Source organism: Posidoniimonas polymericola, from assembly GCF_007859935.1.
GTDB classification, from domain to species: Bacteria; Planctomycetota; Planctomycetia; order Pirellulales; family Lacipirellulaceae; genus Posidoniimonas; species Posidoniimonas polymericola.
This window is the reverse complement of record NZ_SJPO01000004.1, coordinates 14,002-26,794: the sequence shown is the minus strand read 5'-3', so window position 1 is coordinate 26,794 and position 12,793 is coordinate 14,002. Positions and strand designations below refer to the sequence as shown.

Annotated in this window: 10 protein-coding genes; 4 read left to right on the top strand and 6 right to left on the bottom strand. The window is 68.7% G+C overall.

The window, feature by feature from the left end:
* Positions 1-17: 17 nt before the first annotated feature.
* From Pla123a_RS09225 to Pla123a_RS09210, 4 genes are read right to left on the bottom strand one after another with little or no spacing between them, the layout of a single operon-like run.
* Entirely contained in the window at positions 18-1,418 is a 1,401-nt protein-coding gene (locus Pla123a_RS09225; protein ID WP_146586159.1) for a sigma-54-dependent transcriptional regulator, read from the bottom strand.
* On the bottom strand, positions 1,415-2,425 hold the full coding sequence (locus tag Pla123a_RS09220; protein ID WP_146586158.1) for a sensor histidine kinase: 1,011 nt from the start codon (positions 2,423-2,425) through the stop codon (positions 1,415-1,417). Before Pla123a_RS09220 ends, Pla123a_RS09225 begins: the two co-directional genes overlap by 4 nt.
* Positions 2,426-2,429: 4 nt before the next feature.
* A complete protein-coding gene (locus Pla123a_RS09215) occupies positions 2,430-2,924 on the bottom strand; it encodes a flagellar export chaperone FlgN (protein ID WP_146586156.1) in 495 nt (164 codons plus the stop codon).
* 19 nt (positions 2,925-2,943) lie between these two features.
* Positions 2,944-5,445: a tetratricopeptide repeat protein gene (locus tag Pla123a_RS09210; protein WP_197527823.1), complete on the bottom strand. Its 2,502-nt coding sequence runs from the start codon at positions 5,443-5,445 to the stop codon at positions 2,944-2,946.
* Between the two features lie 208 nt (positions 5,446-5,653).
* On the opposite strand from Pla123a_RS09210, the gene Pla123a_RS09205 reads away from it, so the two are divergent.
* The 4 genes from Pla123a_RS09205 to Pla123a_RS09190 all read left to right on the top strand — a co-directional run bounded on the left by Pla123a_RS09205 (position 5,654) and on the right by Pla123a_RS09190 (position 11,224).
* Positions 5,654-6,904, top strand: coding sequence for an LptF/LptG family permease (locus tag Pla123a_RS09205; protein ID WP_197527822.1), 1,251 nt, complete (start codon positions 5,654-5,656; stop codon positions 6,902-6,904).
* A gap of 173 nt (positions 6,905-7,077) precedes the next feature.
* A complete protein-coding gene (locus Pla123a_RS09200; RefSeq protein ID WP_146586150.1) occupies positions 7,078-8,835 on the top strand; it encodes a sensor histidine kinase in 1,758 nt (585 codons plus the stop codon).
* Between the two features lie 78 nt (positions 8,836-8,913).
* Positions 8,914-10,266, top strand: a complete 1,353-nt coding sequence (locus Pla123a_RS09195) for a sigma-54-dependent transcriptional regulator (RefSeq protein ID WP_197527872.1) — start codon at positions 8,914-8,916, stop codon at positions 10,264-10,266.
* A gap of 85 nt (positions 10,267-10,351) precedes the next feature.
* Positions 10,352-11,224, top strand: coding sequence for a hypothetical protein (locus Pla123a_RS09190; protein ID WP_146586145.1), 873 nt, complete (start codon positions 10,352-10,354; stop codon positions 11,222-11,224).
* On the opposite strand, the gene Pla123a_RS09185 is transcribed toward Pla123a_RS09190, so the two are convergent.
* Together Pla123a_RS09185 and Pla123a_RS09180 are read right to left on the bottom strand one after the other, a co-directional pair.
* Complete coding sequence (locus Pla123a_RS09185) at positions 11,221-12,348, bottom strand: sodium ion-translocating decarboxylase subunit beta (RefSeq protein ID WP_146586143.1); 1,128 nt, start codon at positions 12,346-12,348, stop codon at positions 11,221-11,223. The two genes, Pla123a_RS09190 and Pla123a_RS09185, sit on opposite strands and share 4 nt — an antisense overlap.
* 1 nt (position 12,349) lies before the next feature.
* Positions 12,350-12,730 carry an OadG family transporter subunit gene (locus Pla123a_RS09180; protein WP_146586141.1) on the bottom strand — a complete coding sequence of 127 codons (381 nt, stop codon included), beginning with the start codon at positions 12,728-12,730 and terminating at the stop codon, positions 12,350-12,352.
* Between the last annotated feature and the right edge of the window lie 63 nt (positions 12,731-12,793).

Sequence of the window (12,793 nt, the reverse complement as noted above, 5' to 3'; positions counted from 1 at the left end):
GACACTGCCGGCCCGCTTCAGGCAGAACGGGCCAGCTGCTTCTCGCCGGGTGGAACGCCGTAGTCGCGTAGCTTGCCGCTCAGCGTCCGCACGCCGATGCCGAGCGCCGCGGCGGTCCGCGCGCGGTGCCCGTCGTTGCGGCTCAGCGTGGCCAGGATCACCTCGCGTTCGATCTCGGCCAGCGTCCGGTCCGCGCTGGTTTGGTGGGCGAGCGTCGGGAACCCGCCCGCCGCTGCTTCGTGAGAGCGGATCGACTCTTCCGCCAGCCACGGGCAGATCAGGTCGGCCTCGATCTGGTCGGACTCGGCCAGCACGCACGCCCGCGTGATAATGTTCTGCAGCTCCCGCACGTTGCCGGGCCACGAGTAGCTCATCAGCAGATCGCGGGCGGAGTCGGACACCACCCGCTGGCGCTGGAGCCTCGCGGCGGCCTGGCCGGCGAAGTGGTCGGCCAGCAGCAGCACGTCCTCGCCGCGGTCGCGCAGCGGCGGCGCGTCGATCGGCACCACGGCCAGCCGGTAGTAGAGGTCTTCCCGGAACCGCCCCGCGCGGACCTCGTCCTCGAGCCGCCGGTTGGTGGCCGCGACGACCCGCGCGTCGAGCGGGGTGGGCTCGCTCGAGCCGACCTTCTCGAACACGCGTTCCTGCAGCACCCGCAGCAGCTTGGCCTGCAGCTGCGGGCTGATCTCGGTGACCTCGTCCAGCAGGATGGCCCCGCCCTGGGCGGCCTCGAACCGGCCGACGCGGTCGGCGTCGGCGCCGGTGAAGGCGCCCTTTTTGTGGCCGAACAGCTCGCTCTCGGCCAGCTGCTCCGACAGCACCGGGCAGTTCACCCCGACGAGCGGGCCCGCGGCCCGACGGCTGAGCGAGTGCAGGGTCTGGGCGATCAGCTCCTTGCCGACGCCGCTCTCGCCGCAGATCAGCACGGTCTCGTCGGTCGGGGCGATCAGCCGGATCTGCTCCATCAGCCGCCGCATGGCGGGGCTGTCGCCGATCACCCGCGGCGCGTCGGACGCCGCCTCGGCCAACCCGCGGCGGCTCACCGCCCGGGCGACGCTCGCCTCGAGCCGGTCGACGTCGAACGGCTTCTCGATGTAGTCGAAAGCCCCGATCCGCATCGCGTCGACCGCCGTCTGGACGCTGGCGTGCGCGGTCATCATCAGCACCTGGCAGGCGTGCCGGCGGCGGGTGAGCTCCTGGATGAACTCCAGTCCGTTCATGCCCGGCATCTGCAGGTCGGTCACCACGACGTCCGGCTCGGCGCGCTTCACGTGGGCCAGCGCCTCGACGGCGCTGGCGCACTGCTCGACCGCGTACCCGGCGCACGACAGCACGTCGGCGACCGAGCGTCGGGCGGCGGCGTGGTCGTCGACAACCAGCACCGAGGCGTTCGTGTTGGGCGTGTTCGGGTCGCTCACGCGGCGGCCTCCATGGCGCGGCGGGGGATCTTCAGCGTGAAGGCGGCGCCGCCCTCGGGGCAGTTGATCGCGGTCACCTTGCCGCCGTGCGACTCGGCGACATGGAACACCACCGACAGGCCCAGACCGGTGCCCTTGTCTTTGGTGGTATAGAACGGCTCGAACAGGCGGCGCTTCTGCTCGTTGGACAGCCCGGGGCCGCTGTCTGCGACCTCGAGCTCGAACTGGCGGACGCCGTCGTAGCCGGTGATGACCAGCTCGCCGCCGGAGGGCATGACGTCCATCGCGTTGAGCACCAGGTTCAGCACGGCCCGGCGGATCATCTCGCGGTCGGCGGTCAGCACCGTGTTGGGCGGGACGTCGATGTCGATGGCGATGTCCTGGGCCTCGAGCTGCGGGGCCATCGACTCGCACACCTCTTCCACCAGCGAGCAGACCAGGAAGCTGCGCCACTGCGGCTGACGGTGGGCGGTGAAGCTAAGTAGATCGTTCACGGTAGCATCCAGGGCGGTGAACCCTGCCTCGACGTGAGAAAGGATGTCCAGGCACTCGGACTGTTCCGAGAGCCGCCTCCGCAACAGGCTCAGGTAGAGATTGACCGGCACCAGGTTGTTGCGGACCTCGTGCGCGACGTGGGAAGCCATCTGGCCGAGGTCGGCCAGCCGGTTTTTTCTTGCCAGCTCTTGGTTCTTGATCTCCAGCTCGTTGCTGAGCCGCGTGACCTCGGTCTGCAGCACGGCGTGCGTGTGCTCGAGCCGCAGGGTGGCGTCGTTCCAGGCGGTCAGGAGCTCGGCGATATCATTGGCTCCGCCTGCTGGCGCCTGCTCGTCGAAATCGCCGGCCTCGCCCGCTGACGCTTGCTCGTCGAAATCGCCGGCCTCGCCCGCTGGCGCTGGCCCGGCGAAATCGCTGGTTTCGTCTGCTGGCGCCTCGGGCTCGTCCAGGCCGACCACGCGCAGCCGCGGCGCGTCGGTTCGGGCAGTTGGTTGTTTCTTGGCGGGCTGCATGGGTTCAGGTTCCGGAGGTTAGGTCGAGGCTCTCGCTGGGCGGGCCCAGGTCGACCGGCGGGGCCGGCGTGTGCCGGCGGGCCTGCCGGCCGTAGGCGCCCGCCGCCTGGTGGGCCGAGTGCGCCGTGCGGAGCTGCTGCGCGACGCGGTCGCGTTGTGCGGTCATGGCTTGTTCGTGTTCGCGTTCCATCTGCACGACCGCGTCCAGCAGCCGCGCGCACTCGGCCGCGTCCTCGGCGGCCGCCGCGCGGTGCCCGGGGGTGGGCCACGGACGCGTCTCGGGGTCCTGGTCGCGGAACGGGGCCAGCGCCTTCTCGGTCTGCTGCAGCGCGGACAGCAGCGTCTGCTTGGCGCCGAGCACCTTCAGCAGCAGCGACGCGTCGCCGCCGCTGACCAGCTCGCCCTGGCGGACGCCGATCCGGTGCAGCTGCGTCAGCACCTGCCGCTTCTGGCGGAGGAGCTCCGCGAGCCGTTCTGGGGTGTGGGGCTGAGTCGTCATGCGGGTTGGGCGCTGGGGATCACCAGCTCTGCATCTCCGTGAGCATGGCGGTCCATTCGTTGCGTGACAGGTTGGTCGTGGAGTCGAAGTCCATGTCCCGCGGCATCTGATCGAGCAGGCCCAGGGCACGGACAATCTGGCCGCGGGCCTTGACCTGGTCGTCCAGCCGCCGCCAGCACTGCGAGATCTGCACCAGCACCTCGAGGATGATCGGCTCGTCCTGGAACTGGGCGGAGAGGTCCGAGTACGCCTGCACCGCGGCGGTCAGGTGCTCTTTGGCCTTGGCCGTGTGGGCGGCCGTGACTTCTTGTTTGCCGTCGCCGGCGGAGCGTTCGGCCTCGTCCTGCTCGAGCACGCCGAGCTGGAACAGCACGCTCCCTTTGAACAGGTAGCAGTTGCGGATCATGGTGCGGTCGTCGCTCGACCACGCACTCTGCAGGGCGATCTCGCGGCGGACGGTTTCGTAGTAGTCGAGCGCGGCGCCAAGGTCGCGGTTGACATTCTTGTAGTTGAGCTCCCGCTCGTTGACGGTCTTGGCCTCGGCGTAGAGCCGCAGCGGCGCCTCCGCGGCGTAGCGGTACGCCTCGGCTACCAGGTACTGCGCCAGCCGGGTCTGGGGGTTGTCCGGGTAGCGGAGGATGCACTCCTCGAGGTGCTCGATGGCGTCGCCGTACTGCTGCTGCGCGTGGAGCAGCCGGCCCAGCTCGAACTTCGAGTCCCGCCACTCGGGACTCTGCGGGGTCAGCGTGCTGCCGATCAGGTTCTCGTCGAGCAAGGCCCGCGCCTCGTCCGGCTTCTTGACGTCGCGGTACGCGCGGGCGCACTCCAGCCGGGCCGAGTAGGTCGCCGCGTCCCGCGGGTGGAACTCGATGCACTCGTTGAACGCGTCGATCGCGCCGGCCGGTTTGTCCATCGCCAGCAGGGTCTGCCCGAGCCGCAGCAGGGCCAGCGCGTTGCGTTGCTGCGGTTCGTTCTTGAGGTACTTGCGGATCACGCGCAGGGCGCTGGTGTAGCTCTGGCCGTTGAAGTAGGCCTCGCTGGCCTCCCAGAGGTGCTCGGTGAAGCGTTTGGTGGCGAACCGGGCGTCGGCGAGCAGCTCGTAGTTGACGCCCGCCTCGCGGAGCTTGGCACGACCCTCTTCGCGGAGTTTCTCGGCGGCCCAGTCTTCTTTGCCAGCGCGCTCTAGCAGTCGCGTGCCCCAGGCGGCGTAGGTGTCGGCCTTCATCTCGAGCTGCTCGTTGCGCGAGAAGACCGGGTGCATCCGCTCGACCAGCTCGGCCGCGGCGTGGTGCTTGTCCTGCGCGGTGAACGACGAGTGCGCGGCCATGATCTGGGTGTGCAGCTGCGCCAGCGGCAGCAGCTCGCTGCGGTAGCTGACCGGGTCGTTGACCGAGTCGAGCGCGACGCGGTACTTCTGCACCGCCAGCTCGTCCTCGTTCAGCTCCTGGTACAACTGGCCCTCGGCGACCGCCGCCGCGACCCCCTCCGGCTCCTGGCCGTGGGTCTGGTGGACCTCTTCCAGCAGGGCCAGGGCCTGGGTGTTGTCGCCCTGCATGCGGTTGATCAGGGCCCGGAAGTAGTTGTTGGCTCCGCGGCGGGTCGCCAGCTTGTCGGCCTCCCACGCCTTGTCGAGCAACGCCAGTGTGTCGGCGAACCGCTGGTCACGCTCGGCCGGGGCCGGCGGGGAGAGCGAGGTCAGTTCGTGCTCCAGCTTCTGCACCTCGATCTGCGACGCGACCAGCAGCTTGCGGGCGGCGCCCCCTTCGGGCTCCGCCTGGGCGAGCGTCGCGGCGGCCTCGTCGAACTGATCGAGCGCCGCCAGCGAGAGCGACTTGAGGATGATCGCCTGTGAGCGCTCTGGCTCCTCCAGGGCGGGGGTCGCCAACGCCTTGTCGAGGTGCTTGAGCACCAGCGGGTAGACGGGGCGTTCGGAGTAGTAGTAGGCCTCGGCGATCAGCCGGTGCGTGTCCTCGATCTGGTTCTGCTCGGTGTGCAGCGCTTCCTCGAGCACCCGGATGCCCTGCTTGAGCTGGTTGCTGCGGATCAGCGCCTTGCCGAGCAGGTACAGCCCCTCGTGCTCGCGCCCCGGCGGGAACCCGGCGTCGCGGGCCTTAGTCAGGTAGCCGGCAGCCAGCAGGTAGCCCCGGCGGCGGAGTTCCGGCGAGAATTCGGCGGCGGAACGGGCCGCCTTCACCGAGCCCAAGACGAACAGCGGTCCGCCGATGTCGTTCGCCGCCACCACCCCCGCGGCCTGGATCTGCAGCACGAGGTCTTCGGCGTACTCGTACTCGCCGCGGTCGAGCGCCTCGAGCGCGTTCTCTACCGAGGCCATCTGGTGCGGCGAGGTCATGTCGGCCAGCACCAGCCAGCCCGCCATGGTCGCGACCGCGGTCAGCCCGAGCAGTCCGCCGACCAGCATCGTGCGCTTCGGGTGCTCGCGGCTCCACTGGCGCAGCCGCTGCATGCGGCTCGCCTGTGGGGCGTCCTCGGCGTCTTCGGTGTTCGGGGCGTTGTCGGCCACGGGGTGGGAAACCTTTAGCGGAATTTTTAGAACCGCGCGGCTTGTACAAGACCGCCGGCAGGGGTGTCAATGCGCGTTGCCCGCCCGGCCGGCGGGCGGCGCCGGTGCTAGCGTGGGGGATTGTCGTTCACCGGCGGCGGAAGCCTTGCTACACTCCGCCCCACGCCGCGTCCCCGCTCCCCTCAACCAAGCAACCGCCCGCCGTCCCGTGCGCATCCTCACCCGCTACGTGCTGATGGACCTTGTGCAGGTGTTCCTGGTGACCCTCATCGGGATGACGACCCTGGTGTTCGTCGCGCTGGTTGGCAAGGAGGCGGTCGACCGCGGCATGGGGCCGGGGCCGATCATCCGACTCGCGCCCTACATCCTGCCGCAGGCGATGCAGTTTGCCGTGCCCGGCGCGCTGCTGCTAGCGACCACCAACGTGTTCGGGCGGCTCTCGGCGTTCAACGAGCTCGTGGCGATCAAGTCGATGGGAATCTCGCCGTGGGCGATCGCCTGGCCGACCTTCGCCTTTGCGGCGGCGGTCAGCCTGGCCGCGGTCGCGCTGAACGATGTCGCGGTCTCGTGGGGGCGGATGGGGGTCGAACGCGTGTTCATCGAGTCGCTAGAAGAGGTGATCTACGGCAAGCTCCGCGTCGACCGCGCCTACACCGACCGCAACCTCAGCATCACCGTGCAGCGGGTCGAGGGCAAGAAGCTGGTCCGCCCGGACGTCACCCTGCAGGACAAGGGGGGCGGCAAGGACTGGAACGTCACGGCCGACTGGGCCGAGATTGGCTCGCAGCCCGGCTCCCGGCAGCTGGTAATCCAATTCTACAACGCCATGGTCGACGGCCCGACCACGGTCGCCTACCCAGAGAAGTTTGAGCATGTCATCGACCTCGACGTGCTGTTCGGCGACGACCGGTCGAGCGGGCGGAGCCCCTCGACGTACTCGCTGGCCGAGATCGGCCCGGCGATCCTCCGCACCGAGGGCGACATCGAGCAGATCAACAACGACATGTCCGCCCGCGCCGCCTACTCCATGCTGACCGGCGAGTTCGAGCAGGTCTCGCGGGCGTCGTGGGAAGAGCGGGGCCGCGACCTCGACGGCGCGTACTTTGTCCTCAACCGCCTGCACGTCGAGCCGTACCGCCGCTGGGCGGGCGGGTTCTCGTGCCTGGCGTTTGCGATGGTCGGCGTCCCCGTGGCGATGATCCTGCGGAAGAGCGACTTCCTGGCGAGCTTCTTCGTCTGCTTCGCCCCGATCCTGATCGTCTACTACCCGATGCTGATGGTCAGCGTCGACCAGGCGAAGGGGGGAAAGTTCCCGCCCCAGGCGGTTTGGGCCGGCAACCTGGTGCTGCTAGCGGCCGGGGCCCTCCTGATGCGGGCGGTGATCTGCGACCGCGACCGGATTCTTTCCGCCCTCGGCTCGGCGTTCACCGCCTGGCTGCCGAAATGGGGCCGGGCCTGAGCTGCGAATTGCCGCGACCCGCCACGGGCAGCGGTTTCTGTTGTTGTAAGTTTTTCACGATCCCTGATACACTGCCCGCCGTCGCGACCCGGCATCACGGAAGATGGCCGCCGCGACGCTCATCCGCCACCTGACAAGCGGCGACGTAGAAGCAGCGACAAGGAGGTCGCACCGTGCTCTCACACCTGCCTATCCGCGACAAGCTACGCATCGGCCTCGGGCTGTTGGCGGTCAGCACACTGACGCTGTTCATCGCGGCGATCTACGGCCTGTACGCCTACCGCGGGCTGGTCAAGACGCTCAGCGCGCGCTCCGCCGAGCTGCCGCTCGCCAACGAGCTGAGTCGCCACGTCGGCGACCTGCGCGTCGTCCTCGCCCAGGCGGGCGAGCGGATCGCAGCCATGGACCGCGACAAGGCGCTGCAGCCCAACCTGCTCGCCGAGGGGGGCGCCGCCGGGGCGCTCGACTTGTCGGACGACTCCGAGGAGCTCCAGAACCCAGCCGACAACACCGCGGGGATCTTCAACCTCGCGGAGGAAAAAATCTACCTGCTCTCTCAGGTGCCCCAGGCCGGCGACGACCCGTGGGACCTAAAGCTGCTCCGCGAGCGCTACCGCAGCCGCTTCGAGCAGTTCCAGGACACCCTGGCCGAGTACCGCGAGCAGCTCGACGAGAACCGCCTGCACGACAGCTCGAGCATCGGCGACGACCGGCTCGAACGCGCCACGCTGATCCGGGTCGAGGAGATCTTGGCCACGATCCGCGACCAGCGGCTCGACGACTCGATGCTGCTCGACGAGTTGAACGACGACTCCGCGCAGCTCGAGCAGCTAGAGGGCTCGATCGAGCAGCTCCGCGACCTGGTGGACGAGCTGCCGAGCCACCTGCACGGCCGGCTGCACACGCTGGCCGGCGAGGTCCGCACGCAGTACCACGTGGCGATCCCCCTGGCGTGGATCACCGCGGTCATCGCGGCCGCGCTGATGGTGATGTCGATCCAGGTGTTCCGCCACGCGGTCGCCCGGCCCCTGCACAGGCTGGTCGAGGGCGCCCGCGAGGTCGGCGCCGGCAACCTCGAGCACCGCGTCCAGCTCAACACCTCCGACGAGATGGGCGAGCTGGCCGAGGCCATGAACGCCATGACGACACAATTCAAGGAGACCCGCGACGACCTCGACCGCCAGGTGCAGCAACGCACCAAGGAGGTGGTCCGCAGCGAGCAGCTGGCGAGCGTCGGCTTCCTGGCGGCCGGCGTCGCGCACGAGATCAACAACCCGCTGGCGTCGATCGCGATGTGCAGCGAGTCGCTCGAGGGTCGGCTCGCCGAGCTGGTCAACGCGGACCAGAGCGGCAGCCCGGAGTGGGACGTCGTCCGCAGCTACCTGGAGATGATCGGCCGCGAGGCGTTCCGCTGCAAGCAGATCACCGAGAAGCTGCTCGACTTCTCCCGCATGGGCGACTCGCAGAAGCACGCCTCGGAGCTGCGCGAGCTGACCTCCGGAGTCATCGAGATGGTGCAGCACCTCGGCCGCTACCAAGACAAGCACATCCTGCTGCAGGACGGGCCCGCCGTGGTCGCGGACGTCAACCCGCAGGAGATGAAGCAGGTGATCCTCAACCTGGTGACCAACGGCCTCGACAGCCTCGACCCGGGCGGCCGCGTCACGGTCGGCGTGGAGCCCCACGCGGGCGGCGCGCGGGTGGTGGTCTCCGACGACGGCTGCGGCATGAGCGACGAGGTCATCAAGCACCTGTTCGAGCCGTTCTTTACCCGCCGCCGAGGAGGGCAGGGGACCGGGCTCGGGTTGTCGATCACCTACCGGATTGTCCAGGAGCACGGCGGCGATATCGAGGCCGCCAGCGACGGCCCCGGGGCCGGCTCCAAGTTCATCGTGACGCTGCCCGCAGCGCCGCTCGCGGCCGCCGCCTAGCCGCTAAACTGACTTAACCACACCCCGTCAACCGCCAAGCTCACGAAGATGTCTGATTCGAATCAAAAGCCCGAAGGCCTGGCCCTGTTGTTCGCCGACGACGAGCGGTCGCTCCAGGAGCTGATGAAGCTCGAGCTGCCGCGCATGGGCCACACCGTGACGGTCTGCCCCGACGGCGAGACCGCGGTCGCGGCGATCGAGAAGAACAACTACGACTGCATCATCGTCGACCTCGACATGCCCGGCCTGACCGGCATCGACGTCATCGCCAAACTGAAGGAGCAGTCGCCCGACACCGAGGCGGTGATCCTGACCGGCAAGAGCACCACCGAGAGCGCCATCGCCGCGCTCCGCTACGGCGCCTTCGACTACCTCACCAAGCCGTGCAAGCTGGTCGAGATCGAGGCCTTGCTGCGGCGCGTCAGCGACAAGCGGAAGCTCACCAAGCAGTACCACGCGGTCAAGCGGCGGCTGGAGAGCATCGAGGGCGCGCCGAAGCTGATCGGCGACTCCAAGCCGATGGAGCAGGTCAGGCGGTTGATCGCCCGGGTCGCCCCGACCGAGTCGACCGTGCTGATCCGTGGCGAGACCGGCGCCGGCAAGGAGCTGGTCGCCCGCGCCGTGCACGACCAGAGCGACCGCGCCGCCGCGCCGTTCGTGGCGATCAACTGCGGCGCCCTGCCGGAGACCCTCATCGAGAGCGAGCTGTTTGGCCACGCCAAGGGCGCCTTCACCGGCGCCGACGAGCACCGCGTCGGCCTGTTCGAGGTCGCCAACGGCGGCACCATCTTCCTCGACGAGATCGGCGAGCTCCCCAAGGCGATGCAGGCCAAGCTGCTGCGGGTGCTCGAGAGCCGCGAGATCCGCCGCGTCGGCGAGAACAAGACCGTGTCGATCAACGTCCGGGTGGTCTGCGCCACGCACCGCAACATCGAGGACATGGTCGCCGAGGGCGACTTCCGCGAAGACCTGATGTACCGGATCAACACCTTTGAGATCCACCTGCCGGCGCTCCGCGAGCGGTCCGCCGACATCCCCGAGCTGGCCGTGCACCTGCTCAAGCGGTTCCGCCCCGGAGCGAAGCCAATCCAGCAGCAGCTGAGCGACGACGCCATCGAGGCCCTCACCTCGCACGTCTGGCCCGGCAACGTCCGCGAGCTGGCCAACGTGATCGAGCACGCCACGATCCTGTGCGACGAGGGGCCGATCTACGCCGAGCACCTGCCTCGGCACTTCGGCAAGCGTCAGCTGACCGGCGCCGCCAAGAGCCGCGGGCCGATGACGCTCCGCGACATGGAGATGGAGGCCATCCACGAGTCGCTCGAACGCCACGACGGCAGCAAGCCGAAGGCGGCCGAGGAGCTCGGCATCAGCCTCAAGACGCTGTACAACAAGCTCAACAGCGAGTCGGGCGCCAAGAACGCCGCCTGACGCGGCCGCGTTGGCGGACCGGATTGCCGGATGTTGAGTAGCGGGGGTACCTTGTGGTTGGCGACGACGCTCCCGGGGCCCGCAGATGGCGCGCAGCAAGAAGTCTGAGCAGAAGATCCCGCTCACCCAGGCGGACCTCGAACGCTTCCACGCGAACGCCGCCGCTGCGCTCGCCCGGCGGGGCGGGGCCTACATGTGGGAAGAAGTCACCGGCGGGCTGCAGACCGTGCTGGCCGGCGCCGTGCCGCTGGTGGGTCTTGGCTGGTGGGGCTGGTCCGCGGTCGAGATGATGGTCTTCCTGCTGGTCGGCGCCTGGGTCGGCATCCTCTGTGACGCCGCCAAGGTGCTGCTGCTCCGGGAGCGGGCCGAGGCGTTCGCCGCCACCATGTACGACGACTGGCACGTCTGGGTCGTGGTCGACGCGCTCCGCAACGGCAGCCACGCGGCCCACCCCTCCCACCTGCGGGCCAAGTGGGACCCGCTCGGCGGCGTCTTTGTCGATTTCGCGATGGGCGGCATCTCGACCCTGTTGATTGTCATGACGCTGATCCACGAGGCCGGCCTCGACCTCGCGACGCTCGAGTCCCCGGGACTGCTGGCCTGCCTGTTGGGCTACGCCTTGTTGAGGGTGGCCGACACGGTCTGGGAGATCCTCCACCACCGAGCCGCCGACCGTAATCGCCAGCCTAGGGGAGAACACGCGACCGTCCGCCCCGACAGCGACCGCCCGGTGCGGGCCGTCGTCGGGCTCCGCGGAGTCGGGTTGTTCCTGCTGGTGTTTTTGGTGGTCATCCTGACCGACGAGAAGACCGACCTCCACGGCGACGTCACGTGGATGTGCATGGCGGTGCTCAACGCCCTGGTGATCGTTGTCGGCGGGCTCAACTTCACCGGGCCGATCTGGCTCGGGCCCGAGACCCGCTGGCTGCGGCGGTACCTGGCCGACCGGGCGGCCTAGCCGGTCAGCACCGACCACAGCACGCCGGCGGCCACGGCCGAGCCGATCACGCCGGCCACGTTCGGAGCCATCGCGTGCATCAGCAGGAAGTTGTGGGGGTCTTCCTTCTGGCCGACCATCTGCGCGACGCGGGCCGAGTCGGGCACGGCCGACACGCCGGCGGCGCCGATTAGCGGGTTGATCTTGTGCGTCAGGAACAGGTTCATAAACTTGGCGAACAGCACGCCGCTGGCCGTGGCGATGGCGAACGACAGCGCCCCTAGGCCGAAGATCTGCAGCGACTGTTCGGTCAGGAAGTTTTGGGCCTTGGTGCTGGCGCCGACCGAGAAGCCGAGCAGGATCGTGACGATGTCGATCATCGCGGTGCGGGCCGTGTTGGCCAGCCGCTCGGTCACGGTGCTCTCCTTCAGCAGGTTGCCGAGGAACAGCATGCCGATCAGCACCAGGGCGCCGGGGGCGATGAACGTGCAGATCAGGAACGCGGCGATTGGGAAGATGATCCGCTCACGCTTCGACACGTGCCGCGGCGACTTCATCTGGATCAGCCGCTCCTGGCGGGTGGTCAGCAGCTTCATGATCGGCGGCTGGATCACCGGCACCAGCGCCATGTAGCTGTAGGCCGCGATCGCGATCGCGCCGAGCAGTTCCGGGGCCAGCTTGGCCGCCAGGAAGATCGCGGTTGGGCCGTCGGCCCCGCCGATGATGCCGATCGCGCCGGCCTGCTCGGGCGTGAAGCCGAGCCACATCGCGCCGAGCAGCGTCAGGAAGATGCCCATCTGCGCCGCGGCGCCGAGCAGCACGAGCTTTGGGTTCGACAGCATCGTGGAGAAGTCGGTCATGGCGCCGATCCCCAGGAAGATCAGCGGCGGGAAGATGCCCTGGCTGACGCCGAAGTACAGGTAGCTCAGCACGCTGCCCGAGTCGTACACGCTCAGTCCCATGCTGGGGTCGGTCGGGATGTTGCCGACCACCGCTCCGAAGCCGATCGGCAGGAGCAGCAGCGGCTCGTAGTCCTTGATGATCGCCAGCGCGATGAACACGAGCCCGATCAGGATCATGATCCCGTTGCCGAACGTGAGCTGGGCGAACGCGGTCGTTTCGAGAAAGCCTTTGAAGATATCCATGCTAGGCCTTTGCTCCCTTGCCCGCGGACGAACTGGCGTGCACCGCGTAGCCGATCGCGGCGATCACGGCGCCGTCGTCTTGCTGGGCCGGCGCCGGACCAGCGGCGGGCAGCGACCCGGCGACCGCGACAACCGTGGCGGGCACCGCCGTTGGGGCCGGGGCTTGCGGCGCCGCCGGGGAGGCGTGGTGATGGCCGGCCGACTCGGGGAAGATCGGCTCGATCAGGGCCAGCAGCTTGGGGAGCATCGCGATAAAGGTGCTGATGGTCGCCAATGCGACAAAGACAATCAGCATGCCGGTGACTGAGATCGCCAACCCGCGGCCTTCCACGATGCCTTGCCAACCGCTCGCTTCGGCCAGAATCGGTAGCAGCAATGCCATGCACTCAACCTGAAAGAGATGTGTGGGCTCTCGGAGAGTCCCTAGGATAGTTGGCCGAGAGGG